Raw genomic sequence first — 25,817 nt, 5'->3', positions numbered from 1 at the left:
GGGAGCGGATCAGCCCTCGGCTGGTTCCTCGTACTTCGGGAACACCGGGCTCGGTGCGGGCAGGGGCGTTCCCGGCTCGATCCGCCGACCGAGGGCGTCGAAGGATCGAGCCTCGGCATTCTCCCCTGTCCCCTGACCCAGCAGTGTGAGGATGCGGCCGGCGCCGGTGGGCATGACGGGCTGTGAGAGGATCGCGACGACTCTCAGGACCTCCAGGGTCACGTAGAGCACGGTCCGCATCCGCTCGGGATCGGTCTTGCGCAGCACCCAGGGCTGCTGTTCCGCGAAGTACGCGTTGGTGTCCCCGAGCACGAGCCACACGGCTTCCAGCGCCCGGGAGAACTCCTGGCGCTCGTAGGCGGCGCGGCTCGTCTCCAGCAGGGCGTGGGCCTTCTCGAGGATCCCCGTGTCCGCAGGTTCCAGGTCCCCGGGTGCGGGTACGACGCCGTCGCAGTTCTTGGCCACCATCGACAGCGACCGCTGGGCGAGATTGCCGAAATTGTTCGCGAGGTCGGCATTCATGCGGCCCACGATCGCCTCGTGACTGTAGGAGCCGTCCGCCCCGAAGGGGATCTCGCGGAGCAGGAAGAAGCGGGTCTGGTCCAGACCGTACTGCTCCACCCAGTCCTCGGGTGCCACGGTGTTGCCGAGCGACTTGGACATCTTCACGCCGCGGTTGTTCAGGTGTCCGTGGATCATGACGCGTCCCGGGAGCTCGAGCCCGGCGGACATCAGGAAGGCGGGCCAGTAGACGGCGTGGAAGCGGGAGATGTCCTTGCCGATCACGTGGAGATCGGCCGGCCAGAACCTGCGGAACGCCTCCGAGTCCGTGTCGGGGAAACCCACACCGGTCAGGTAGTTGGTGAGCGCGTCCACCCACACATACATGACGTGCCTGTCATTGCCCGGTACGGGCACACCCCAGTCGAACGTGGTGCGGCTGACGGAGAGATCCTCGAGGCCGCGCTGCACGAAGGAGATGACCTCGTTGAAGCGGGACTGCGGGGCACAGAATTCCGGCTCCGCCGCATAGAGGTCCAGCAGCTTCTGCTGGTAGGCGGAGAGCCGGAAGAAGTAGCTCTCCTCCTCGGTCCAGGTGACCTCGGTGTCGGTCTGGCTCGCGTACCGCACACCGTCCTCACGGACCTCGGTCTCGTCCTCGGGCCAGAACGCCTCGTCCCGCACCGAGTACCAGCCGGCGTAGGTGTCGAGGTAGAGATCACCGGCAGCTTCCATACGCTTCCAGATCTGCGTTGCGGCCGCGTAGTGGTCCTCGTCCGTGGTGCGGATGAACCGGTCGTAGGAGGTGCCGACGACGTCGTTCATCCTCCGGAACGCCAGGGCGTTGCGTGCGGCCAGCTCACGGACGGGGATCCCCTCGCGATCGGCGGCCTGCTGCATCTTCAGGCCGTGCTCGTCGGTACCCGTCAGGTACATCACGTCATAGCCGTCGAGCCGCTTGAAGCGGGCCAGGGCGTCCGCGGCGATCGTCTCGTAGGCGTGCCCGATGTGCGGGACGCCGTTGGGGTAGGAGATCGACGTGGTGAGGTAGTACGGGGGCTTCGTCTCGGCTGGGGAGGTCACCCTACGAAATTACCCCGGTGGGCACTCATTCGCCCAAGCCTGCCGCTCAGCCGGCGTTGATGGCACCGCTCTCCAGCACGGCGTCGAGCCCGAGAACCGCATGCACGCCCCACGTCCGGTTGGCGATCTGCGTGATGCGCAGATCCACCACGGAGCTCGCCAGGGCGAGCGCAGTGTTCCGTTCCAGCCCGTACAGCTGCTGCAGCCACGTCAGCATCGCACCGAGTGCCTCCGACGTCGCGCGGTTCAGGTCGGCGTCGAAGCCGAAGGTGATGCGCGCGGTGGGCGTCAGGGCGTGGATGACCTCCAGCGGGGCATCCTGCACGAGGTCCACGGTGAAGGTCGTCGTCATGCCGCACTCGATCGCCGTGCCGCCCACCTCGCCGTCGCCCTGAGCGGCATGCCCGTCCCCGAGATGGAGCAGCGCGCCGGGCACCGTGACCGGGAGGAACAGCGTGGAACCCGCCGTCAGCTCACGGCAGTCGATGTTTCCGCCCCCGGCGGTCCGGGGCGGCGTCGTGGAGTGCTCCCCCGGCTCGGCCGGCGGCAGGCCCACCACGCCGAGGAACGGGGACAGCAGGACACTGTGTCCGAACTGGTTCGTCCCCGAGCCCATCCTCCGGTCGAGGTCCCAGAGCAGCCACGCCGGTTCCGCGCCGTCGAGCCCGAGACCGCGCAGGAAGGCGTCGTCCTGCCGGTTCGCGACGGTCCACCCCCACTCGTACGGTTCGAGCGATTCGAAGTGGACGGCGAGGGTGTCCCCCGGCTCGGCTCCCGCCACCTCGATGGGCCCCGTGAGCGCGTGCCCGATCCGGTCCGGGAACCGGTAGCTGCCCGGCTCCCCCGGTGCCACCTGCCGTTCCAGATGGCCCCAGGCGTCCAGAGATTCGACCACGACGCGGTCCCCGGGTTCCACCCGCAGGACGGGCGAGGTGTCCCGCGAGAGGACCTGGACCGCCGTCGACTGCTCGGCGGGAAGCTGGTGTGTTCTCATACGGATCCTTTCTGCTCGAGAAGGGCATTCTTCCGTACGGTACCTGTACCCACGGCTCAGGTTCACCCGAAAGCGAGTAGTCGAACCACTTGTGGCAGTGTCCTCTTGGTGCGACCGTAATCACAAGTGGTCGGCCGCGCCCGGAATCGAGGACATCATGAAGGATCATGCTGGCAGAACGCGACTGCAGATGGGCGCCGTGTGGCTCCTGGTCCTCGGCACCACCAGTGCATGCATCACCGTGCCGGGCGGCCCTTCGCCGGCCGGTGGGGCGACGGCACCACCACCACCACCGCCGCCGCCGCCGGTGACCACACCAGCTCCACCGCCGACGACGCAACCGCCCGTCGAGACCACCGTCCCTTCTGACCCCGAGCCCTCACTCCCTCCGCCTCCATCACCTTCCTGGCCCGCGACCGTCGAAACCGTGCAATCGGGAGTCGCCCGTCTCACGGTCACCACATGCGACGCCGCAGGGCAGGGCACGGGATTCCTGGTCGACGACGATCTTATCGTCACCGCCGCACATGTCGTGGAGGGCGCCACAGCACTGAACGTCGCCGTGGGCGGTGAGGTGACGAGCGCGCAGGTGCTCGGTATCAATTCCGAGGCGGATCTCGCGCTGCTCAGAACGACCACCGACCTCAGTGGCCATATCTTCTCGTTCACCGACGCCGATCCCGCCGTCGGTGAGGAGGTCGCGGCCCTCGGCTACCCCTTGCGCGCCGATCTCACCTTCACCCGTGGTGCCGTCAGTGGCCTGAATGTGGACCCCACCGCCTCCGGGACCGCGCAGCCCCTCATCCAGACAGATGCAGCCGTGAACCCGGGGAACAGTGGTGGACCGTTGATCACGATCGACGGGGAGGTCGCCGGAGTAATGAGCGCGAAGCGAACCTGGGTGCTCGGGACCGGGACCGCAGAGGACTTCAGCGCGGAGGGGACGGCCTACGCCGTGTCCGGGCCGCGCGCCTACCAGGCCTCGACCGAGTGGCAGCAGCGCACGGTACCCGTTCCGCCCGAGACCTGCGACGGCGGACAAGAATCCACCAGCGCCGACGTCGTCATCGATGTGCAGTCGACCCATGACCAGGCGACGAACATCGCCCAGAGCCTGCTCGTCCACGGCCAGTCGATCAACCACGGCGCCTACGAGACAGCATTCGCGGTGTTCACTCCGGAACTCCAGGAGTCGCTCGGTGGTCTCGAGACCTGGCGGAGCGGTCTTCTCACGACGTACTGGCGGACGCTGACGCTGGAGCAGGTCACCGGTGAGGGGGACGTACTCCTCGCTGATGTGGAACTACGTACCGAGCAGTCCGCCGCCGACGGCCCCGAGGGCCAGGAGTGTTCCATCTGGACGAATCGATACCAGATGGAATGGGACGGAACTGCCTGGCGCATAGCACAGGTCACCCGCCCTGCCGGCCCGCCCGTCGAGTGTGACCCCGGAGAGCTCTGAAGCGTCAGTCCTGCAGGTCCACTTCACGTGCGACACTCGCGCCGATCTCGGCCCGGATGGTTTCCAGGACCTGCTGAGGTACCGAACTGTCCACCGTGAGCAGGGACAGCGCCTGATCGCCCTCGCGACTCCGCGCCACCTGCATGCCCGCGATATTGATGTCGTGCTCACCCAGGAGGCGGCCGAGGGTGCCGATCACCCCGGGGCGGTCCGCGTAGAGCAGCACGATCAGGTGGTCGCTGATGGGGATCTCGAGATCGTACCCGTTCACGCCCACGAGCTTCTCCACCTGCTTGGGTCCGGTCAGGGTCCCGGCCACCGAGATCTGCGACCCGTCCGAGAGCGCACCACGGAGGGCCAGCACATTGCGGTACTCCTCGGATTCGGCGGTGGTGACGAGGCGGACCGCCACGCCGCGCTGCTCCGCCAGGACGGGCGCGTTCACGTAGGAGACCTGCTCGGAGACGATGTCCGTGAAGACACCTTTCAGCGCTGCGAGCTCGAGCGCCTTCACGTCGAGGGCTGCGATCTCGCCGGCCACCTCGATCTCGATCTGGGTCAGGGAGTCATGCGTGAGCGCGGTGAAGATACGTCCGAGCTTCTCCATGAGCGGGATGCCGGGGCGCACCGCGGGATCTATGACGCCGCCGGCCACGTTGACGGCGTCGGGCACGAGTTCCCCGGCGAGGGCGAGCCGCACGGACTTGGCGACCGAGACGCCCGCCTTCTCCTGTGCCTCGTCGGTGGACGCTCCCAGGTGCGGAGTCACCACCACGCGATCATGTGTGAAGAACGGCAGATCGGTGCTCGGCTCCTCGACGAAGACGTCGATGCCCGCGCCGGCGAGCCGGCCGTCCTCGAGCGCGGAGTGGAGCGCGACCTCGTCCACGAGCCCGCCGCGCGCCACGTTGACCACGTATGCGGTGTCCTTCATGAGGTCGAAGGCCTCGGCGCCGAGCATGCCGAGGGTCTCGGGGGTCTTCGGCATGTGGATGGTCACGAAGTCCGACGCGCGGAGCAGCTCCTCGAGGGACACCAGCTGCACGTTGAGCTGGGCCGCTCGCGCCGAGGTCACATAGGGGTCGTAGGCGAGGATGGTGGTGCCGAAGCCCTGCAGCCGCTCGGCCACGAGCGCCCCGATGCGTCCCAGCCCGATGATCCCGATCGTCTTCTCGTAGAGCTCGCTGCCCGAGAACAGCGAGCGCTTCCACTGCCCCGCCTTCAGGGCGGCACTGGCCTGCGGGATGTTCCGGGCGAGGCTGAGGATGTGACCCACCGTGAGTTCGGCAGCGGAGATGATGTTCGACGTCGGGGCATTGACCACCATGACGCCTGCCTGGGTGGCGGCCCTGATGTCCACGTTGTCCAGGCCGACGCCCGCGCGGGCGATGACCTTGAGCTTGGGTGCGGCGCCGATGGCTTCTGCGTCCAGCTGGGTCGCGGAGCGGATGAGGACGGCGTCGACGTCGGCCAGGGCCGCCAGGAGCTGACCGCGGTCCGCTCCGTCGGTGCTGCGGATCTCGAAGTCGGGGCCGAGGGCATCGATGGTGGCGGGCGAGAGTTCCTCGGCGATGAGGACGACGGGCTTGGGTATCACGGGGCTTCCTTCAGGAGTCGTTGAGGGGGTCGGGAGGGCAGGAACGTGAGCGGGGCCGGACATGGCTCCGGCAGGACACCTGCTCGCCGTCGAGCACGTGCCCTGCCGGGACATGGATGCGCCGCTAGCGTGCGACGGACCCCTCGGTGTAGTCGTCGTCCGTCTTGATCCACGAGAAGAGTTTGCGGAGCTCTCGTCCCGTGGCCTCGATGGGGTGGCCCTCACCCTTCTTGCGCAGCGCGGTGAACTCGGGCGCTCCGGCGTCCTGGTCGTCGATGAACCGCTTCGCGAAGGCCCCGCTCTGGATGTCCGCCAGGACAGCCTTCATGTTCTCCTTCACGTCCGGGGTGATCACCCGCGGGCCGGAGACGTAGTCGCCGTACTCGGCGGTGTCCGAGACGCTCCAGCGCTGCTTGGCGATGCCGCCCTCCACCATGAGGTCCACGATCAGCTTGAGCTCGTGGAGTACCTCGAAGTAGGCCACCTCGGGCTGGTAGCCGGCCTCGGTGAGCGTCTCGAAGCCGTACTGCACGAGCTGCGAGGTGCCACCGCAGAGCACTGCCTGCTCACCGAAGAGATCCGTCTCGGTCTCCTCGGTGAAGGTGGTCTCGATGACGCCGGCGCGCGTGCCGCCGATCGCCTTCGCGTAGGAGAGCGCGAGTTCGCGGGCCGAACCCGAGGGATTCTGCTCGACGGCGATGAGATCGGGGACACCGCGGCCGGCCTCGAACTCCCGGCGGACGATGTGACCCGGTCCCTTCGGTGCCACGAGTGCCACATCGACGTCAGCGGGTGGCTCGATGTAACCGAAGCGGATGTTGAAGCCGTGGCCGAAGAACAGCGCGTCGCCCGCCTGAAGGTTCGGGGCGATGTCCTCCTTGTAGACGTGGCGCTGCACCTGGTCGGGCGTGAGCACCATGATCAGATCCGCCTCGGCGGTCGCCTCGGCCACCGACAGCACCCGGAGGCCCTCGGCCTCGGCCTTGGCCCGTGATGAGGATCCGTCCTTGAGCCCCACGCGCACGTCGACGCCGGAGTCACGCAGGCTCAGCGCGTGGGCGTGGCCCTGGCTGCCGTAGCCGATGACGGCCACCGTGCGGCCCTGGATGATGGACAGATCTGCATCGTCGTCATAGAACATCTCGGTCACGGGTGTTTCTCCTCTGTCGGGGTATCGGGTAGGACTGGGAAGGACTGTCGGTGCGGCGCTAGGCGCTGCGCAGCGCGCGCTCACTCATCGACTTCGCGCCGCGACCGATCGCGAGGGTGCCCGACTGGACGATCTCGCGGACACCGAACGGCTCGAGGACCGACAGGAGCGCCGAGAGCTTCTCGGCGGTCCCGGTGGCCTCGATGATCAGTGAGTCGATCGCGACGTCGACGACGGATGCGCGGAACAGGTCGGCGGCCTGCGTGACCTGCAGACGGGTCGCGGCGTCGGCCCTGACCTTGATCAGGACATGATCGCGCTGCACCGACTGCTCGGTGGTCAGCTCCACGATCTTCAGGACGTTGACGAGCTTGTTCAGCTGCTTGGTGACCTGCTCCAGCAGGTCACCCTCGGCCTCGACCACCACGGTGATGCGGGACATGCCCGCAACCTCCGTCGGTCCGACGGCGAGGGAGTTGATGTTGAATGCCCGACGTGCGAACAGGCTCGCCACGCGCGTCAGGACACCGGGGACGTCCTCGACGAGGACGGAGAGGGTGTGGCGTGCCATGGTCAGTCCTCCTCTTCCCACGTCGGTGTCATGCCGCGGGCTATCTGGATGAGATCGTTGCTCACGCCGGACGGGACCATGGGCCACACCATCGAGTCCCGACTGACCACGAAATCGATCACCACGGGGCGGTCGTTGATGGCCAGCGCCTGCTCGATGGTCGCGTCGATGTCCTCGTCCCGCTCGCAGCGCAGCCCCACGCACCCGTAGGCGTCGGCGAGCTTCACGAAGTCCGGTACGCGCACGGTGTCGTGACCGGTGTTCAGATCGGTGTTGGAGTACCGGCCCTCGTAGAACAGGGTCTGCCACTGCCGCACCATACCGAGCGAGGAGTTGTTGATGACCGCGACCTTGATCGGGATGTTGTTGATCACGCAGGTGGCGAGTTCCTGATTGGTCATCTGGAAGCAGCCGTCACCGTCGATGGCCCACACCACGCGGTCCGGATCGCCGACCTTGGCCCCCATCGCCGCGGGCACCGAGTACCCCATGGTGCCCAGGCCCCCGGAGTTGAGCCAGGAATGGGGGCGCTCGTACTGGATGAACTGGGCGGCCCACATCTGGTGCTGCCCCACACCGGAGACGAAGACGCCCTCTGGTCCGGTGAGCTCGCCAATGCGCTTGATGACCTGCTGCGGTGCCGAACGGCCGTCGTCGGGCTGCGTGAAGCCCACCGGGTAGGTCTCCCTCAGGCGGTCCAGCGTCTTCCACCAGGCGGAGATGTCAGGCCGGCCCTGCGCATCGAAGGCACCACGGAGCGCCGCTGTCAGCTCGGGGATGATCTCCTTCACCGAGCCCACGATCGGCACGTCGGCCAGACGGTTCTTGGAGATCTCGGCGGGGTCGATGTCCGCGTGGATGACCTTCGCGTTCGGGGCGAAGCTGGAGAGCACACCGGTGACGCGGTCGTCGAAGCGTGCCCCGAGGGTGATCAGCAGATCCGACTGCTGGAGAGCGGTCACGGCCGAGACCGCGCCGTGCATCCCGGGCATCCCCACGTGCTGCTCGTGCGAGTCCGGGAACACTCCCCGCGCCATCAGGGTGGTCGCCACGGGGGCGCCGACCAGCTCCGCGAGTTCCAGCAGTTCCGCGGCGGCGTGCGCCTTGATGCAGCCGCCTCCCACATAGAACACCGGCCGCTGCGACTCCGCGATGAGGCGGGCGGCCTCGCGGACCTGCTTGGCGTGCCCGCGGAGTACCGGACGATACCCGGGCAGTTCGATCCTCGGCGGCCAGGAGAAGGTCATCTCGCCCTGCTGGGCGTCCTTGGCGATGTCCACGAGCACCGGTCCCGGACGGCCCGTGGTGGCGATGTGGAAGGCTTCGGCCAGCACCCTGGGAATGTCCTGGGCGTCGGTCACGAGATAGGAGTGCTTGGTGATCGGCATGGTGATGCCGACGATGTCGGCTTCCTGGAACGCGTCGGAGCCGATGACCGCGCTGGAGACCTGACCTGTGATCGCGACCATGGGTACGGAGTCCATGTGGGCGTCCGCGATCGCCGTGACGAGATTGGTGGCGCCGGGACCCGAGGTCGCGATGCATACCCCGGGCCGGCCCGTGACCATGGCATAGCCCTGGGCCGCGTGCCCGGCGCCCTGCTCGTGGCGCACGAGGATGTGGCGGAGCTTCGAGGAGGCCATCAGCGGGTCGTAGGTGGGCAGGATCGCCCCTCCGGGCAGACCGAAGATGTCATCGACCCCGAGTTCCTCGAGGGACCGTACGATCGCCGCGGAACCGAGCATCGGGATGGGCGCGACGACGGTGTTCGGGCCACGGACGGCGCTGACCGGCGCCGCGTCACGCTCCGGGGCCACATTTCGTACAGGCGCTGCCTGCGGTGCTGGCCTTGCTGCCAACAGCGCTGGGCTGATGGGCGATCCCTTGGACATCTGGAACTTCCTTCGGAACGGTTACTGCTTTGCTGCTGCTATGACTGCGGACGCACCTTCTCCCGCGCGAACTGTGTCGACAGATCGTGTCAACAAAAAAACCCCTCAGCCCGGTGGGGCTCTTCGAGGGGTTACGCGTGGGTGAAGTCGTCTACCGAACGGGCTTCAGACCACGCGCTGGGTAAGAATGACGACTACGGGTGCGGAATGCATACCTGTAGTGTCCCCGGCCCCCGGAAAGCGTGTCAAACGTTCCCCTGCTCGTCTCACATCGTGGACATTCGCGTCCAGTGCGTGGACAGCGACCCCTCGGTCAACTGCAGTAGGCACCGGTCGACGCCGAGTGCACGAGCTTCACGTACTTGCCGAGCACACCCCTGGTGTAGCGTGCGGGAAGCGGGGACCAGTCGACCCTGCGCCGATCGAGTTCGGACCCGTCCACCAGCAGGTCGAAGCTCTTCGCGGCGATGTCCACCCTGATCCGGTCGCCGTCGCGCACGAAGGCGATCGGTCCGCCGTCCACGGCCTCGGGCGCCACGTGCCCGATGCACAGTCCCGTGGTCCCGCCGGAGAAGCGCCCGTCGGTGAGCAGGAGGACATCCTTGCCGAGGCCTGCGCCCTTGATGGCTCCGGTGATGGCGAGCATCTCGCGCATGCCCGGTCCGCCCTTGGGTCCCTCGTAGCGGATCACGACGACGTCGCCCGCCTGGATACCCCCCGCGTCGAGGGCGTCGAGGGCACCCTGCTCGCGTTCGAAGACGCGCGCGGTCCCCTCGAAGACGTCGGCGTCGAAGCCTGCACTCTTGACCACGGCACCCTCGGGAGCGAGCGAGCCGTGGAGGATCGTGATACCCCCGGTCTTGTGCATGGGATTGTCGAGCGCCCGCAGGATCTTGCCGTCCAGATCCGGCGGGTCGATCTCCGCGAGATTCTCGGCGACAGTCTTACCGGTGACGGTGAGGCAGTCACCGTGGATCAGCCCGGCGTCGAGCAGTGCCTTCATGATCACCGGGACGCCGCCCACCTTGTCGACGTCGAACATCACGTAGCGCCCGAAGGGCTTGAGATCCCCCAGGTGCGGGATGCGGTCCCCGATGCGCGTGAAGTCCTCGAGGGTGAGGTCCACCTCCGCCTCGCGGGCGATGGCGAGCAGGTGCAGGACGGCGTTCGTGGATCCGCCGAAGGCCATGGTCACCGCGATGGCGTTCTCGAACGCCTTCTTGGTCAGGATGTCGCGGGCGGTGATCCCGAGGCGCAGCAGATTCACCACGGCCTCGCCGGACTTGCGGGCGAACATGTCACGGCGGCGGTCGGCCGAGGGAGGGGCCGCCGACCCGGGGAGCGACATCCCCAGCGCCTCACCGATGCACGCCATCGTGTTAGCGGTGTACATGCCGCCGCAGGCTCCTTCGCCCGGGCAGATGGCGCGCTCGATACTGTCGAGATCCTTCCGGCTCATCGTCCCGGCGGCACACGCACCCACGGCCTCGAAGGCGTCGATCAGGGTGACCTCCTTCTCCGTGCCGTCCTCGAGCTTCGCGAAGCCCGGCATGATGGTGCCGGCGTAGAGGAACACGGACGCCAGATCGAGGCGCGCGGCGGCCATCAGCATCCCCGGCAGGGACTTGTCGCAGCCTGCCAGGAGCACCGAGCCGTCGATCCGCTCGGCTTCCATCACGGTCTCCACCGAATCGGCGATGACCTCGCGGGAGACGAGGGAGAAGTGCATGCCCTGGTGTCCCATGGAGATGCCGTCGGACACGGAGATGGTGCCGAACTGCATGGGGAACCCTCCCCCGGCATGCACACCCTCCTTGGCGCCCTGGGCGAGGCGGTTGAGGGACAGATTGCAGGGCGTGATCTCGTTCCAGGAACTTGCGACGCCGATCTGCGGCTTGGCGAAATCGTCGTCCCCCATGCCGACCGCCCGGAACATGCCGCGGGCCGGGGCGGCATGGATACCGTCCGTGACAGTACGGCTTCTGGGCTTGATGTCCGGGGTCGTCTCCACACTCATAGGGGAGAGTCTAGGCGTGTGCAAGGGTCGCCTTCGGCAGTATGACTGTCCTGTTACAGCCGCTGCAGGCTCCGGTAGGCTGGCTCGGAGGGTGATCTTCCCAGCCCGGCGGACGGATGTACCGCGACCGGTTCCCCGACGGGACCAGACCGACAGCCTCCTAGCGAAGCGGCGTGATATGACTTCCGAAGATTCCGGATCAGGTTCACCGCTCGAGGGTGGGCAGGGACTGAAGAACGCGCTCCGAGGCGTCTTCGACCGGCAGATACCGAACTACGGTGACTACAACCTGGTGGTCGCCTTCCGGCACGGTGCCAGTATCGGGGACGGCACGGGAACGGCATTCGTCGTCGGCTACCGCTGGAAGCCCGCCGAACTGATGATCGCCCCGACGGACCTCTCGGGCATCACGAGCGCGGGCGTGCCCTCCGACGTGAACATGACCAATCTGGCCCACGCTCTCCAGTGGGAGGACGGCAGCTACGAGGTGGGCACGAGCACCGGGCGGGTCTTCCGGTTCGGCCTCGAGGCCGAACCGGTGCTCGACATCGGCCCGGGTACACCGATGCTCCTCGAACAGACCGACGACCTCGTGGACTTCACCGCCTTCATGGAGGCATTCATCGCCCTGGCCTGAGGCACCGCGGGCACCCTGCGCCGGAACGGTCACTGCCAGGGGCCCCGCCGGACCAGATTGTCCGGTTCCCCACCCTCTCCGAGGACGCGGATCTGGCGGTGGAGCAGTGCGCGGATGCGCGGTGGGAAAGCGCCCGTGTTGCCGCCGTTGTGCGGCGTGATGAGTGCTCCCGGCGCACTCCACAGCGGATGGCCCGACGGCAGCGGTTCCGGGTCGACGACGTCGAGCGCGGCTCGCAGCCGGCTGGCGATGACCTCGCGGGTCAGGGCCTCGGTGTCGACGACCGGTCCGCGCGCCACATTGACCACCAGCGCGCCGTCGGGCAGCGCCGCCAGCACCCGCCGCCCGATGAGTCCGCGCGTCGAGTCGGTCAGCGGCGTGATGACGATGACGACGTCGTGGTGCGGTGCGAGCTCCTCCAGTTCGTCGCTTCCGTGGACGTGGCCACGCTCGTCGTCGCGGGCGACACTGCCCACCCGCGTGATCTCGGTCTCGAAGGTCTCCAGCCGCCTGAGGATCTGACGACCGATGCCACCGACGCCTACGAGCAGCACCCTGCGATCGGCCAGGCCCGGATAGCGTGCGCTGCGCCACACGCCCTCGGCCTGCTGCCGGACGGCGTCGTCGATGCCGCGCAGCGATGCCAGGGCAAGTCCGACGGCCAGTTCCGCCGTGGCGGCGGCGTGGACGCCGGCTGCCGTGGCGATCGCGACGTCCGGTCCCACGAGGCCCGCGACGCCGTCGTAGCCGGTCGATTGCGTGTGGACGAGCTTCAGGTTGGTGGCCGCGGCGAGCGCTCCGGCCAGATCGGCCTCGCCCGTGTACGGCAGGACGACGGCGTCGAGATGGGCGGGATCCACGCCGTCGGGCGCGTGGTCGAAGTCCCAGAGCACCACGTCGACCTGCGGTGAGGCGTCGGCGAGGGCATCCCTGAGCTCGGCTGTCGGGACGCTGAGGGTGCGCACTGGTCGGTGGTCGGCGTCCGGCACGGGAGTCGTCATGCCGTCAGCCTAGTGTGCGCATCCCCGGGCAGGGTCCGGCACTGCGACCCCACCGCCGGTATATCAGAGCCGACCACGTGCGCTGGTTTCATGATTCAGCGCGGATGCTGGTAATGTTCAGTGCTGTTGCGGATCGCCGGACCGGGTCAAACCGGGAAGGAAGACGCCACGCACCTCTAGCTCAATTGGCAGAGCAATTGACTCTTAATCAATGGGTTTCGGGTTCAAGTCCCGAGGGGTGCACTTCGATTCCCCGCTCGTCAGGTCTCGCCGCCTGAGGGGCGGGGAATCGTTCTGTCCGGGAATGTCGTGCCGACGCGGCCGGTGCGAGTGGTGGACGCCTACGATGGTCCCGTGAACGAACTCCTCGCCGTCGCCGGAGACTACTGGTGGCTCGTGCTCCCGCTCTCCGCGCTCGCCTTCGAGGGCTGGTCGGAGGCTGCGGAAAAGCGTCACCGACGTAGGGTGGAGCTGTACCGACTCGAGCACCCGAACGCAGCGCACGTGGATCCCGAGGATCTCGCTGCCTACCGGTCCGCCGTCACCGCCTACGACGTCGCCTTCCAGGTCGCCGAGACCGAGGCGCGCCGCGTGAAGGCCAGCGGCTTCACGGTGGACGAGCGCACCCGCCTGGAGACCGCACGCAAGCTCGTCACCGTGGCAGTGGACGACGCCGCCACCGCAGCCGAACGGCAGGCCGCGTACCGCCGGGCACGCCGTGAGCTCGACGGGCTGATCGTCCTGCCCGATGCGACGATCGACTCCCTCGAGCAGAGCGTCGCCGGAGCCATCGGATCGCGTCGGGGCTCGTCACCGCCCTGACGCGGCGTGCAGTACCGCGCACATGCAAGGCCTTCACCGCCCCACACTCATACCCGCTCGTGGTCGATAACGTCAACGACCTCTTTCACCGATCAGGTTCTGTTGGAGAGGAGGTGGTGTCTGCGGCGGCGGACATCGCAGCTTTGATCTCGTCACGGTTCATGTCGGGAACTGCCGCCAACGGGTTCCACACCAGGATCTGCAGCGCACCGATCAACGCATACGCTGCGGTCATCAATACCCCTACCACCACGATCGGAACGACATGCCGTCGCTCCTCATCCACGACAGTCCCCATACCGCCATACTAGGCGCAGCGACAGGGCGGCGATGGGACCGCCAACGGACACCAGGAGAACCGTCGAGCGATCTTTCGACGCAACTATGCGCAAGTATGAGTCCCATGGAACTCATCTGGTTCATGCTTGGCTTCGCCGCGTTGCCAATCGGCGTTCTGGTCGTCGGGTTCCTCGTTCTCAGGAGAGAACCCGACCTGCGAGCTTGGGTGCGATACCTGTGGGTGGTCGGTCTTGCCGTCATCGCGTGGTTCATCCTGGTAATGATGCAGGGCAGACTTGACGCACCACCGAGCCCTGAATCCGCAAATCTGGAAATCGTCTTTTCCCTGTTGCTTGTTCTGAGTCTGCCTGGAATCGTCGTCGTCGGTGGCTTCTGGGCTTTGATAGGGCGCGCAGCTACCCTGGAACGGCAGACGCGGATGCATCGTCGCAGGGAATCATTCTGATGGCTCGTCCGCGGTCAGGATGCATAGCAGTCGCGAGGCGCCGTCAGTCGGCCGATTCCGCAGTATCGCGGACGAGGAGGAAGGCCGTGACGGCGCTGAGCAATGCAAGCCCCGCTCCCACCCAGGCTGCGGCGGCGAACCCTTCCAGGAGGTTGTCGGCGGAACCGATGAGGACCAGCCCGAGCAGGCCCGTTGCCACCAGACCGCCGATGCGCGAGATGGCGTTGTTCACCCCTGAGGCAACGCCCGTGTAGCGCTGCCCCACACTGTTGAGCACCGCAGTGGTCAGCGGGGTCACCGAGGTGGCCATCCCGCAGGCGAGGACGACGAGCCCGGGGAGGATGTGACGCCAGTAGCTCACGTCCATCGGGGGGACGGCCGACAACAGGAGGAAGCCCGCAGCGACCAGACTGGAACCGACCGTCAACAGGGTTCTGGTGCCGAATCGCTCGGACAGGGTTCCACCGACGAAGCGGGAAAGAAGGAACATCAGGAGCGGGAAGGGGAGGATCGCGGCGCCGGCTCCGGTGGCGGAGTATCCGATCTCCTCGATCAGGACGTAGGGCAGCAGGACCATCAGCCCGCCGAGAGCGGCGTAGAGGAAGAACGTCAGGATCGACAGGCCGGAGAAGGTACGGATGGTGAAGAGCACGAGCGGGGTCATCGCAGCATCCCCGAGTCGATGCTCGACGAGGACGAAGGCGCCGAGCAGAAGGATCCCCAACCCGAGCGCACCCCAGACCACGCCTGTCGGGCCACGATCCGGCAGTGCTATCAATGCCCAGATCAGGGCGAACAGGCCCACCCCGGACAGGATTGCACCGACCCAGTCCAGGGGCGCACTCTCCTCGGCGTCGGCCCGGCTCTCGCGCACGGAGCGGAAGGCGACCACCAGAGCGATGAGGGACAGCGGCACCATCAGCACGAATGCCCAGCGCCAGCCGGCGACATCGACGATCACCCCGCCGAGGAGCGGTGCTGCAGCCCCCGCAGCAGCGCTCGCAGCCGTCCAGGTACCGATGGCAGCGCCTCGTTCACGCCCGGAGAAGCCGTCGGCCAGAATTGCGAGGGACGTGGGTGCCAGCATCGCGGCGCCGACGCCTTCCAGGACCCGCCCGAGCAAGAGCACCGGGAAGCTCCATGCGACCGCGCACAGGACACACGCGACAGCGAAGATCACGAGTCCTGCCAGGAAGATCCGCCGTCGCCCGTACTTGTCACCAAGAGCACCACCGAGCAGGACCAGGGCACCCAACGGCAACAGGTAGGCATTGACGATCCATTGCGCTCCGGTTGCCCCGGCCTCGAATTCCTGCTGCATCTGCGGCAGAGCGACGTTGATGATCGATCCGACGACGAACGCCAGGCTCGAACCCAGGATCGTGGAGATCAGGGTTCCCCGCTTGTTCAGACCCGCCGGCTGCTTGACCTGTGCGGCGACGGCCCCACCAGTGCATGGAAACGGAAGCGTGTTGCTCATGTGTTGCACCGCCCGCAACTCCACCAGGTACGCAAGGTCTTCATACTGCCCAGAACTCCAATCGTCGGTCATGATCATTCTGTGACCGACTCGTAGTCGGCCGACCCTACCGGCTGCTGTTTGTGCAGTCGATGATCCCTGGGAGGCGAGGACTGACCATCATACGCGTGTGCTGCCCGGGAGGTATGCAACTTCAGCGCCGCCTCACCGGGAGCTGTCCGCTGAGCGCTTGCCGGGAGTATGACAGTGCGGCAGCCTGACGCGCATGAATGATGATCTCAAGGCGAACCTGCACCGGTATCTGCAGGAGGGTCGCGATGCGATCACGTGGAAATAGGCCGACGTGAACTTGTCGACGGAAGCGCCAATCGTCGGAAAGGCAACGACACCATGGCTGTTGGGGACGATACGTTGTGGCGGCAGTACCGCGACCACCTTGAATCAGTCGCGCGACGCTTCTAGCAGGCTGTCGCCATTAAGCCAGACGCAGCCCTCCAACCTCACGGCCGAGGATCCGCGCCGCCAGCGCTGCGTACACATCGTCGGGAACGTCCCGCAAGTTCATCCTCTTCGTGGTGCCATGATGGCACCACGGTGTGTCGATCGTCGATCGTCGATCGTCGATGCGGCTACGGTGGTCGGGCACACACGTCGCGGAGCGTGGCACGGCCGGAAGTTGGTCGGGTTCCGTAGCGGACGAAGGCGGGTGGAAGCGCTGCATGAAGTCGGCAACCCCGATCACCACGTCCGTGTCGAGCACGACTAGACCAACCGCGGTGGCGGCCCGCTCGACGACGGTCGGTGATGCCGCGGTCACCCCGAAGACCGATGCGACCAGTCCCTGCCGCGTCGACGGGGATGTCGACGCGGGCGCGGGAGACCCCGACGTCGGTGGCGATGTCCAGCGTGATGTCCCGCAGCTCGTCCGGCTCGCCCGAGGGGCGCGTGCAGCGCAGGCTGCGGATCAGCGCTTCGAAGGACTGCTCGCCGGTACGGCGGAGTTCTGCGCCGGCAGCGGGGAGTGCTCGTGGTGGGGCTAACGCATCACGCGTGAGAGGAACGCCGATGAACCCGTGCCGAACGTCCCTTGGAGTGAGCCTCCTCACGCTGCGAGACTGGTGGCAGTCCCTCAGCGCGGCAGTCCCGCCGTCCCGCCCCGAGCACCAGTGTGGAGGCACACATGACCCAGCAGACCAATCTCGAAGCGGGAGCGACCCACCAGGTCACCGACAAGGAAGCCACGAAGGTCGCCATGGGAGCCCTGGTCGGCACCGCCATGGAGTGGTACGACTTCTTCCTCTTCAGTGCCGCCGCAGCGCTCATCTTCAACGTCCACTACTTCACCAACGAGAACCCCACGGCGGCCGCGATGGCCTCCTTCGCCACGTTCGGCGTGGGCCTGGTGGCCCGTCCCCTGGGGGGCATGTTCTTCGGCGCCATGGGCGACAGGATCGGCCGTCGCAGGACCCTGATGATCACGATCGTGGGCATCGGCCTGGTGACCGGGCTGATCGGACTGCTGCCCGACTACTCGGCGATCGGGGTCGCCGCACCGATCCTGCTGGTCCTGCTGCGCATCTTCCAGGGACTCTTCGTGGGCGGTGAATGGTCCGGGGCCATGACGATCGTCGTGGAGAACGCGCCGCTGAAGCGCCGCGCCCGCTACGCCGCCCTGCCGCAGATCGGCTCCCCGATCGGCACCATCCTCTCCTCCGGCGGCTTCTTCCTGGCCACGCTGTACTTCTCGCAGGAGTCCTTCACCTCCTTCGGCTGGCGCATCCCGTTCCTGGCCGCCTTCCCGATGCTGCTGCTGGCCCTGTTCATCCGCTCGCGGCTGGACGAGTCCCCGGTCTTCGCGGAGCTGCTGGAGGCCGGAGCCACCGAGAAGGCACCCATCCGCACCGTGCTCAAGCAGAGCTGGAAGCACATCATCGTCGGCATGGCCGCCGCGCTGCTCGGTGTGGGCGGCTTCTACCTCGTCACCGCGTTCATGGTCTACTACGGCACGACGGTGCTGGGCTACAGCGCCTCGCTGATGCTGCTCGCCACGATCGTCGCCGCCGTCGTGGAGATTCCGGTGCTGATCATCGGCGGACGGCTGGGCGAACGCTTCGGCGGCAGCAAGGTGATCATCTACGGCGGACTGCTCTCCGCCGTCGTCGCCGTGCCGGCGTTCCTCCTGGTTGCCAGCGGCAACGACGTGCTGGTGGTCCTGGGTGTGGTCCTGGCCGTTGCGACGCTGTCCTTCCCCTACGCGGCATCGGGCACGGTGATGACCGGCCTGTTCCCGGCGACCACCCGCTACACGGGTGTCGGATTCTCCCAGAACGTGGCCGGCATGCTCTCCGGCTTCATCCCGCTGCTGGCCGTCAGTCTCACCGCGGCTGCGGACAGGCAGTGGTGGCCTGCTGCCACCATCCTCGTCGTCCTGTCGCTGTTCACCGCCGTCGCCGGGTATCTCGCACCGCGCATGAGCGTGGACCTGCCCGGCTTCCGGCACTAGGAGGGATTGCGCATGAACCTGGACCTGATCCTGCGCGGTGCCCACATCATCACCCTCGAGGACGAGCGCCCCCGCGCGCGCAGCATCGGCATCCTGCACGGGCGCATCGCAGGCTTCGACGACGAGCTCGCCGGCTGCACCGCCACCCGTGAGATCGACCTCGCCGGAGCAACCATCGTGCCCGGGTTCATCGACGCCCACTGCCACACCACCTGGTGGGGCCTCGGGCTGGAGTCGGTGGACCTGCAGCACGCCCGCGGCCTCGACGAGCTCTACGCCCTGCTCGAGGCCGAGGCGGCACGACTGGAGGAGGACGAGAAGCCCGACGGCGGGGCAGCCGGCCGCGCCTGGCTGCACGGCACCGGATTCAACCACGAGCACCACGGTGGCGCTTTCCCCGACATCGCCCGGCTCGATGCCGTCACCGGCGACCGTCCGCTGTACCTGAGACACGTCTCGGGCCACCAGGCGATCACCAACACGGCAACCCTGGCGCTGGCCGGTGCCCTGGAGCCGGGATTCGAGGACCCGGTGGGTGGTTCCGTTCGCCGCGACGGCCAGGGCCGACCCACCGGGGTCGTCGAGGAGGCCGCCCAGGGGCTCGTGCAGGACCTGCTGCTGCCCTACTCGCGCGCCGCCATCGTCGATGCGCTCGACGCCGCCACCTCCCGGTACGCCGCCGAAGGCATCACCAGCTTCACCGAGGCCGGCATCGCCGCCGGATGGATAGGGCACAGCCCCCTGGAAGTGGACGCCTACCAGCACGCCCGCAGCACCGGCCGCCTGCACGCGCGCGCCCAGCTGATGCCCACCCTCGACGCCCTGCACCAGATCGCCGCCCACGCCGAGGACCTGCACGGGTCCCCCGGCCGGGGGCTGGATCTGGGGATCAGGGCCGGCTTCGGTGATGCCTGGCTCTCACTCGGACCGGTGAAGGTCTTCCTGGACGGCTCCCTGCTCGGCACCACCGCCGCCGTCACCGAGGACTTCTGCGGCCACCCGCACACCCGCGGCTACCTGCTCGACGACGAGACCGCCTACCGCGATGCGGTCACCGCTGTCTACCGGGCCGGCTGGCCGATCGCCCTGCATGCCATCGGCGACGCCGCCATCGACCTGGCCCTGGACCTGATCGTCACCTGCCAGGACGCCTACGGCGCCAATCTGCTGCCCAACAGGATCGAGCACTTCGGGATCGCCCGACCTGACCAGGTCGACCTCGCTGCCCGCCACGGTATCGCCGTCACGCCACAGGCCGCCTTCATCGGCCCGCTGGGCGACCAGATGGCAGCCCTCGTCGGCCCCGACCGGGAGGGCTGGCTCTACCGCGGCCGCTCCGTCGTCGACGCCGGCGGTCTGCTCGCCGGCTCCTCCGACCTGCCGGTGTCCGACAACAACGTCCGCCGCGGCATGCAGGCCTGGGTCGACCGCCGCACCTCCACCGGCCGTGTCCTCGGGGGTGCCGACGACGACGGCGCCCCCGTGGAGGGACTCTCACCGGAGGAGGCGCTGCGCGCCTACACCTCCTGGGGTGCCGCCGCCACCGGTACCGCGGCCGAGAAAGGCTCGCTGCGTATCGGGAAGCTCGCCGATCTGGCGGTCCTCTCCGGTTCGCCGCTCGACGCCCCGGACATCGCCGCACTCGACGTCCTGGCCACGCTCGTCGGCGGCCGATTCACCCACTCCACCCTCGACGGCGTCCCCACCGAATCCACCAGGCCGAACGGAGCCGCAGCATGAGCACGACCGATTCCACCACCGCCTCCCCCGACGGCATGGACTCCACCGAACGTGACGAGGCGGCCCGAGCCTTCCTCGCCGACTTCCGCTCGATGAGCACGTTCGGTGCCACTACCGGCGGAGGGGTGGACCGCCAGGCCGGCACAGCGGCCGACGGGCAGACGCGGAACTGGTTCCGAGGGCTCGTCGAGGGCCACGGCTTCGAGGTCCGCTACGACGCCGTCGGCAACCAGTTCGCGCTGCTCGAACTCGTCCCCGGGGTGCCCTACGTGGCGATGGGCTCCCACCTGGACTCCCAGCCGCTGGGCGGGCGCTTCGACGGCGCCTACGGAGTGCTCGCTGCCGCACATGCGGCCATCCGCCTCCGGGCGGCCCTGGCGGATGCCTCTGCCCCCGCGTTCAACATCGCCGTCATCAACTGGTTCAACGAGGAGGGGTGCCGCTTCAAGCCCTCGATGATGGGCAGTGCCGTGTTCACGGGCAAGCTCCCGGTCGAGCAGGTCCTCGCGACCACCGATCCGCGCGGCACCACGGTGCGTGAGGCACTGGAATCGATCGGCACCGTCGGCGACTTCGGTCTGGAGGTCGCGGCCTACCTGGAGATCCACATCGAACAGGGGCGCTCGCTGGAGGACCACGGGCTCTCCATCGGGCTGGTGGAATCCACCTGGGGCGCGAACAAGTACGAGTTCGTCGTGCACGGCGAACAGGCACACACCGGCGCCACCGTCATCGCCGACCGTCATGATGCCCTGCTCGGTGCATCGCTGCTGGTGGCCGCTGCACGTGAGATCGCCGACGAGTTCTCCACCGACGAGCACGCGGTCATCACCTCGTGCGGCGAGTTCACGGTGTTCCCGAACTCCCCCGTCGTGGTGGCGAGCCGCGTGGACCTGCTCGTCGATCTGCGCAGCACCGACCACGACGTGCTGGCAGCGGCCGATGCCGAGCTGCACCGGCGGGTCGCAGCCATCGAGGAGCGCGCCGACGTGTCGATCGAGCGCGGCGCCGAGCACATCTGGGCGTCGAAGGCCTATGACGCCTCCGGCATGGCGCTGGCCGCCGCAGCGGCAGAGGAACTCGGTCTGACCTACGGCACCGTTCGCACTCTGGCGGGCCACGACTCGACGAACATGAAAGACATCGTCCCCACGATCATGCTCTTCGTCCCGAGCGTGGACGGCATCTCCCACAACGAGAAGGAACTGACCCGGGACGAGGACATGCTCGCCGGTGTCGACCTCCTCACCGAGGTGCTCCGCCGCGTGGTCGGCGGCGACTTCGTCGCCGGTGGCTGACCCGCCCTCGCTCGTTACCGTGGAACGCAGGTCCATCGGCGGTGGTGGCTCGCGGAAGGAGTCACCACCGCCGGAGGGAGGAACTCCTAGTTCGAGGCGTCCTTGTTCACGTCCGCCGGCGAGTCGAACTGGCGGTCCGGGAGACCCTGGAGGGTCTCCATGACCGACGGGTCGGCGCCGTTGTCCTCGGCGCGCTTCACCAGATCGTCCTTCGACGCCGGGTAGTCCATGCCCTTGAGGGCCTTCTGAAGATCGATCGGGCTCGGATCTGCCATGTGCTGCTCCTTCGTGTCGGTTCCATCTGCTGCAGGCGCTCCCCGGACGGGAACTCCTGTCACTGACCCAGGACCACCTGGGCAGCGTCTGTGCCACGGTCGGTCACCGTGGTAGGAGCCTCGAGGTGCACGGCCCCCGACGGAATGATGCCGGCGCCCCCGAAACGCTCCATGACCCGCCACTGGACCGCGACATCCTCCCCCGCGTGCTCCGCCGGCAACTGGTCCCAGAAGTCGAATCCGCCGACGTCGAGCAGCTTCTGCCGGTCGAACAGGACACACCCGCCCACCCAGGCGACGCGGTAGAGCCGCCACTCGCCCGGAGGGATGGCGAGCTCGACGGCGGCGTGCGCCAGATTCGCGGCATTGTGCAGCGGCCAGCGCTCGAACCCCTCGGTCCCGGGCCGGATGCGCTCCGGCTCCACCGCATCATCGGGCCACAGACTCAGCGTGGACCGCTCGGCCGGCCTGCTGTCGTCGAGATAGGACAGACCCTGCACGGCGGAGCCGATGAAACCACAGCCCGCCCTGCGCAGGGCCTGGCTCATCCGGTCCAGCGATCCCGGTTCGAGCCAGACGTCGTTGTCGAGGAAGAGCACGGACGGCGCCCTCGTCAGGGAGAGGAGGAAGCTGCGGTGCTCCGCGAGCCCGCGACGCGGCAGGTGCCGCTCGAGCTGCACCGAGCGCCCCTGTGCCCGAAGGACCCGGACCATGGCCTGGACCGCCGACTGCTCGAGGGGCAGTGCGTCGCCGTCGCTCTGGTCGCTCACGATGACGCGGAAGGGCACCCCCTCCTGCGCCGCGAGGCCGGACAGGGTCACGGCCAGTTCGCCGGGCCGTCCGAAGGATGGGATCAGGACGTCGACGAGCGGCTCGCGCCCCGGTGTGTCCGCAGCCCACTGCCCCGACGGTCTGGGTGTCACGGGGCATCATCGCCGGTGGGCAGAGGCGCCGGCAGGGAGCGGATCCGGCTCACCACGGCAGCGGTGGAGCGCTCGGGGACGTAGTCGAGGATGCTGACCGTGCCGCCGTTGGCCTCGACGCTGGGGGTCTCCAGCAGCATCTGGGCCGTGTAGTCGCCACCCTTGGCGTAGACGTCCGGCTTCAGGAGCTCGATCAGGGGCACCAGGGTGTCGGTGCTGAACACGCTGACGTAGTCCACGCAGCTCAGGGAGGCGATGATCCCGGCGCGGTCGGCGATGGAGTTGATGGGCCGGTCCGGGCCCTTGAGCCGGCGCACGCCGTCGTCGTCGTTCAGCGCGACCACGAGGACGTCGCCGAGCTGCTTGGCCTGATTGAGGTAGCGCGTGTGACCGCGGTGCAGCACGTCGAAGCAGCCGTTGGTGAGCACGATCCGCTTGCCGTCGGCGCGGTCCTCCTCGACCCTGCGCAGCAGTTCGGCCGTGGTCAGCGCCGTATCGGCGAAGGACTGCAGATGGCGCGTGAGATCCGCCGTCGTGCACACCGAGGTGCCGGGCCGGTGGACGACGACGTCGGCGGCCGCCTGCGCCAGATCGAGACTCGTGGACAGCGGCAGTCCCGCGGCCCGGGCCGCCGTGAGGCTGGCCACGAAGGTGTCCCCGGCGCCGGAGGCCTGCTTCTCGTCGGCCGGCCTGGCCCAGGTGCGGTGGTCCTCGCCGTCACGGCCGAGCAGGACGGTGCCGTCGCGGTCGAGGGTCACGACGGCGGCGGCCGCACCGGTGGCGTCCAGCAGGTCGTCACGCCGTGTGCTCACGCGTGCTGCGCGGTCCGAGCGCGGGTCCAGACGCAGATCCAGGACCGCCGCCGCCTCCTGCGCGTTGGGCGTGACGATGTCCGGCCGCAGAGCGGACCAGGCGGCGGTGTCGTGCGCGTCGACGACCACGAGCGCGTCCGGTTCGCTCGCGGTCGCGTCGATGAGGGCGTCGCGGACCGCGTCGTCGAGTGCGCCCGAGCCGTAGTCGCAGACGACGACGGCGTCGGCACCGGCCACCGCACCGGCCACCCGTTCGGCCAGCACCTGGACGGCCGCCGCAGGGGGGTTCTCGTGCGTGTCGTCGATCCTGAGCATGACCTGGCCCGCGCCGACGATGCGGTACTTGGTGGTGGTGGCAACGCGCTCGTCCTGCACCAGATCCGCGGTGCACACCCCTGCCTCCTCGAGGATGCCGCGGAGCCGGTCCCCGGCGTCGTCCGCCCCGATCACCGCGCACATGCGCACCCTCGCCCCGAGTGCGGCCAGATTCATCGCCGTGTTGGCGGCGCCGCCCGCGGCGTAGTCGCGCCGTCGGATGTCGACGACGGGCGCGGGCGCCTCACGGCACAGCCGCTCGATCGTGCCGCTCCACCAGCCGTCGAGGATGGCGTCGCCGACCACGGTGACGAGCGGTGCCTCGGCAGCGATCGCGGCCGGCACCCAGGCCGCGAGACCACGGACCCCGGACAGCTCGCCGGTCGGCGTACCCGACGGTGTGCCTGACGCGGTGACACCGACCTCGTGATTGTCGGTCATCAGGCGCCCTGCTGCGGAGAACTGATGTGGACCACCTTCACGAGGGCGAACTCGTCGAGCAGTTCGGGCCCGTAGCCGAAGCCTGCGCCGCTGATCCCGCGCGGCTGCGCGGAGCCTCCGGGCGCGCCGCCGAACACGGCGTTGACCTTGACGGTACCCACGGCGAGCGCGGCGATGGCCTGCTGGGCGTGGGCGATGCTTCCCGTCAGCACCGAGGCGGCCAGGCCGTAGGGACCTGCTGCCGCCAACCGGAGGCCCTCCTCGAAGCTTCCGACCACGGTCACCGGTGCGACGGGACCGAAGGTCTCCTCGGTCATCACGGACATGGCCTCGGTGCACTCCGTCAGGACGGTGGGCGGGTAGTGGGAGCCGGGTCCGGTCGGCGTGACACCACCTGCCAGACACCGGGCACCGAGCTGGAGGGCCTCGGTGACGTGCGCCTCGACGGCGTCGCGCATGCGGCGGTCGACGAGCGGCGGGAAGCTACCGCTCTCGCTGCGGCTCTGCGCCTGGCCCGCCAGGGCTGCGAGGAAGGGTTCGGCGATGTCCTGATGCACGTAGATGCGTTCCACGGAGGTGCAGATCTGACCCGCGTTGGCGAAGGCGCCGAGGGCCGCCTGGGCCGCAGCCCAGTCAGGATCGACGTCGGCGTCGACGATGAGCGGATCGTTGCCGCCGTTCTCCCGGATGACGTGCGCGCCGGTCACGGAGGCCGCGCGGGCTATCGCAGCCCCGGCCGCGCTCGATCCCACGTGCGCGACGACGTCCACGCCGGTCTGCTCCGTGAGCAGCTGCCCCACCGCGGAACCACCGGTCAGCGTAGTGAGGACACCCTCGCCGAACGCGGGCGCCAGGAGCTCGCCGAGGAGCTCGCCCACGTGCGGGCAGCGTTCGCTCGGCTTGTGGATCACGGTGTTCCCGGTGACCAGTGCGGCTCCGATCAGGCCCGCGGCGACAGCCACCGGGTCGTTCCAGGGCGTCAGGAGGACGGCGACGCCGCGCGGTTCGGCCACGGTGTAATCGGTGGCGGTGACCGCGCCGCGCAGACTGAGTCCGCGGTGCACCGGGCCGAGCTCGGCGTACTGCTCGAGCGTGGCGACAGCGGCGTCGACACCGCCGAGCGAATCGCCGATCGGCTTGCCCGTCTCGCGGGTGTTCAGCTCCGCCAGGTCCTGCGCCGACCCGCGCAGCGCGTCGGCCGCGCGACGCAGTGCCGCGCCGCGGTCTGCGGTGCTGGTCGCCGCCCAACCGGGCTGGACGGCCCGCGCCTGCTCGAGCGCGGCGAGGACGTCCTCGCGCGTGGCGAAGGATACGGAGCCCACTTCGGACCCGTCCGCCGGATCATGGATGGTGATGGAATGCTCGTCACTCACGTCACGTCGGGTGGGTGCCTGGGCGTCGATGGACATTGCGCTCCTCGAGGATGGATCAATGGTGCAGGTGGTCGTGCAGCGGCCGCTTCGCGCCGCACGTCTACTGGTCAGATACCCAGGATCGGGCCGTTCACACAGTCCGGGCGGTATTTTCCACCGATCCGGCGGGCTGCCGGCGCCCTGGC

The 25,817-nt window shown here is 68.3% G+C and carries 23 protein-coding genes and 1 tRNA gene; 10 read left to right on the top strand and 14 right to left on the bottom strand.

Annotated features, from left to right (window positions below; genetic code table 11):
- Positions 1-9: 9 nt before the first annotated feature.
- Entirely contained in the window at positions 10-1,584 is a 1,575-nt protein-coding gene (gene metG, locus E8P82_RS09785; RefSeq protein ID WP_136454470.1) for a methionine--tRNA ligase, read from the bottom strand.
- Positions 1,585-1,630: 46 nt separating this feature from the next.
- Positions 1,631-2,578 carry an acetamidase/formamidase family protein gene (locus E8P82_RS09780; protein WP_136454468.1) on the bottom strand — a complete coding sequence of 316 codons (948 nt, stop codon included), beginning with the start codon at positions 2,576-2,578 and terminating at the stop codon, positions 1,631-1,633.
- A 231-nt stretch (positions 2,579-2,809) separates the two neighbouring features.
- Here E8P82_RS09780 and E8P82_RS15025 point away from each other — a divergent pair, with 231 nt between their 5' ends.
- The gene (locus tag E8P82_RS15025) at positions 2,810-2,947 is read left to right on the top strand and encodes a hypothetical protein (protein WP_168796543.1); all 138 of its coding nucleotides are present in this window, start codon (positions 2,810-2,812) and stop codon (positions 2,945-2,947) included.
- Positions 2,948-3,005: 58 nt separating this feature from the next.
- Positions 3,006-4,040: a S1C family serine protease gene (locus tag E8P82_RS09775; RefSeq protein WP_168796542.1), complete on the top strand. Its 1,035-nt coding sequence runs from the start codon at positions 3,006-3,008 to the stop codon at positions 4,038-4,040.
- A 4-nt stretch (positions 4,041-4,044) separates the two neighbouring features.
- Here the strand turns inward: E8P82_RS09775 and serA are convergent, their stop codons facing one another.
- From serA to ilvD, 5 genes are all read right to left on the bottom strand, one after another.
- On the bottom strand, positions 4,045-5,634 hold the full coding sequence (gene serA / locus E8P82_RS09770) for a phosphoglycerate dehydrogenase (protein WP_136454543.1): 1,590 nt from the start codon (positions 5,632-5,634) through the stop codon (positions 4,045-4,047).
- Positions 5,635-5,761: 127 nt separating this feature from the next.
- Positions 5,762-6,787, bottom strand: a complete 1,026-nt coding sequence (ilvC, locus tag E8P82_RS09765) for a ketol-acid reductoisomerase (protein ID WP_136454465.1) — start codon at positions 6,785-6,787, stop codon at positions 5,762-5,764.
- A gap of 58 nt (positions 6,788-6,845) precedes the next feature.
- On the bottom strand, positions 6,846-7,358 hold the full coding sequence (gene ilvN, locus E8P82_RS09760) for an acetolactate synthase small subunit (protein ID WP_136454463.1): 513 nt from the start codon (positions 7,356-7,358) through the stop codon (positions 6,846-6,848).
- Between the two features lie 2 nt (positions 7,359-7,360).
- Positions 7,361-9,250 (bottom strand): acetolactate synthase large subunit, encoded by a 1,890-nt coding sequence (locus E8P82_RS09755; protein ID WP_136454462.1) that lies wholly within the window; start codon positions 9,248-9,250, stop codon positions 7,361-7,363.
- A gap of 313 nt (positions 9,251-9,563) precedes the next feature.
- The gene (gene ilvD, locus E8P82_RS09750) at positions 9,564-11,267 is read right to left on the bottom strand and encodes a dihydroxy-acid dehydratase (protein WP_136454460.1); all 1,704 of its coding nucleotides are present in this window, start codon (positions 11,265-11,267) and stop codon (positions 9,564-9,566) included.
- Positions 11,268-11,445: 178 nt separating this feature from the next.
- Here ilvD and E8P82_RS09745 point away from each other — a divergent pair, with 178 nt between their 5' ends.
- Positions 11,446-11,904, top strand: coding sequence for a hypothetical protein (locus E8P82_RS09745; protein ID WP_246021180.1), 459 nt, complete (start codon positions 11,446-11,448; stop codon positions 11,902-11,904).
- Positions 11,905-11,933: 29 nt separating this feature from the next.
- Here the strand turns inward: E8P82_RS09745 and E8P82_RS09740 are convergent, their stop codons facing one another.
- Positions 11,934-12,905, bottom strand: a complete 972-nt coding sequence (locus tag E8P82_RS09740) for a 2-hydroxyacid dehydrogenase (protein WP_136454458.1) — start codon at positions 12,903-12,905, stop codon at positions 11,934-11,936.
- 170 nt (positions 12,906-13,075) lie between these two features.
- On the opposite strand from E8P82_RS09740, the gene E8P82_RS09735 reads away from it, so the two are divergent.
- Positions 13,076-13,148, top strand: a tRNA-Lys gene (locus E8P82_RS09735).
- Positions 13,149-13,259: 111 nt separating this feature from the next.
- Entirely contained in the window at positions 13,260-13,727 is a 468-nt protein-coding gene (locus E8P82_RS09730; protein WP_136454457.1) for a hypothetical protein, read from the top strand.
- A gap of 85 nt (positions 13,728-13,812) precedes the next feature.
- On the opposite strand, the gene E8P82_RS09725 is transcribed toward E8P82_RS09730, so the two are convergent.
- On the bottom strand, positions 13,813-14,013 hold the full coding sequence (locus E8P82_RS09725; protein ID WP_136454455.1) for a hypothetical protein: 201 nt from the start codon (positions 14,011-14,013) through the stop codon (positions 13,813-13,815).
- A 117-nt stretch (positions 14,014-14,130) separates the two neighbouring features.
- Here E8P82_RS09725 and E8P82_RS09720 point away from each other — a divergent pair, with 117 nt between their 5' ends.
- Positions 14,131-14,472, top strand: a complete 342-nt coding sequence (locus tag E8P82_RS09720) for a hypothetical protein (RefSeq protein WP_136454453.1) — start codon at positions 14,131-14,133, stop codon at positions 14,470-14,472.
- A 43-nt stretch (positions 14,473-14,515) separates the two neighbouring features.
- Here the strand turns inward: E8P82_RS09720 and E8P82_RS09715 are convergent, their stop codons facing one another.
- Positions 14,516-15,952: an MFS transporter gene (locus E8P82_RS09715; RefSeq protein WP_211096847.1), complete on the bottom strand. Its 1,437-nt coding sequence runs from the start codon at positions 15,950-15,952 to the stop codon at positions 14,516-14,518.
- Between the two features lie 719 nt (positions 15,953-16,671).
- On the opposite strand from E8P82_RS09715, the gene E8P82_RS09710 reads away from it, so the two are divergent.
- The 4 genes from E8P82_RS09710 (at position 16,672) to E8P82_RS09695 (ending at position 21,493) form a co-directional block, all read left to right on the top strand.
- A complete protein-coding gene (locus E8P82_RS09710) occupies positions 16,672-16,992 on the top strand; it encodes a hypothetical protein (RefSeq protein ID WP_136454452.1) in 321 nt (106 codons plus the stop codon).
- Positions 16,993-17,132: 140 nt separating this feature from the next.
- A complete protein-coding gene (locus tag E8P82_RS09705) occupies positions 17,133-18,455 on the top strand; it encodes an MFS transporter (protein WP_136454450.1) in 1,323 nt (440 codons plus the stop codon).
- A 12-nt stretch (positions 18,456-18,467) separates the two neighbouring features.
- Positions 18,468-20,195 carry an amidohydrolase gene (locus E8P82_RS09700; RefSeq protein ID WP_136454449.1) on the top strand — a complete coding sequence of 576 codons (1,728 nt, stop codon included), beginning with the start codon at positions 18,468-18,470 and terminating at the stop codon, positions 20,193-20,195.
- A gap of 35 nt (positions 20,196-20,230) precedes the next feature.
- Positions 20,231-21,493, top strand: a complete 1,263-nt coding sequence (locus E8P82_RS09695) for a M20 family metallo-hydrolase (protein WP_136454538.1) — start codon at positions 20,231-20,233, stop codon at positions 21,491-21,493.
- Positions 21,494-21,579: 86 nt separating this feature from the next.
- Here E8P82_RS09695 and E8P82_RS09690 read toward each other — a convergent pair whose 3' ends face one another.
- Genes E8P82_RS09690 through E8P82_RS09675 form a run of 4 tightly spaced genes read right to left on the bottom strand, consistent with a single transcriptional unit; the run spans position 21,580 to position 25,668 of the window.
- Positions 21,580-21,768: a DUF2795 domain-containing protein gene (locus E8P82_RS09690; protein WP_136454447.1), complete on the bottom strand. Its 189-nt coding sequence runs from the start codon at positions 21,766-21,768 to the stop codon at positions 21,580-21,582.
- Positions 21,769-21,827: 59 nt separating this feature from the next.
- Positions 21,828-22,691, bottom strand: coding sequence for a glycosyltransferase family 2 protein (locus E8P82_RS09685; RefSeq protein ID WP_136454445.1), 864 nt, complete (start codon positions 22,689-22,691; stop codon positions 21,828-21,830).
- Complete coding sequence (locus E8P82_RS09680) at positions 22,688-24,259, bottom strand: PfkB family carbohydrate kinase (protein WP_136454444.1); 1,572 nt, start codon at positions 24,257-24,259, stop codon at positions 22,688-22,690. Before E8P82_RS09680 ends, E8P82_RS09685 begins: the two co-directional genes overlap by 4 nt.
- Positions 24,259-25,668: an aldehyde dehydrogenase family protein gene (locus E8P82_RS09675; RefSeq protein WP_136454442.1), complete on the bottom strand. Its 1,410-nt coding sequence runs from the start codon at positions 25,666-25,668 to the stop codon at positions 24,259-24,261. Before E8P82_RS09675 ends, E8P82_RS09680 begins: the two co-directional genes overlap by 1 nt.
- Positions 25,669-25,817 lie beyond the last annotated feature (149 nt).

This window comes from Arthrobacter echini (assembly GCF_004803505.1).
GTDB classification, from domain to species: domain Bacteria; phylum Actinomycetota; class Actinomycetes; order Actinomycetales; family Micrococcaceae; genus Arthrobacter_D; species Arthrobacter_D echini.
The sequence above is the reverse complement of the archived record's forward strand: the minus strand, read 5'-3'. Positions and strand labels throughout refer to the sequence as shown.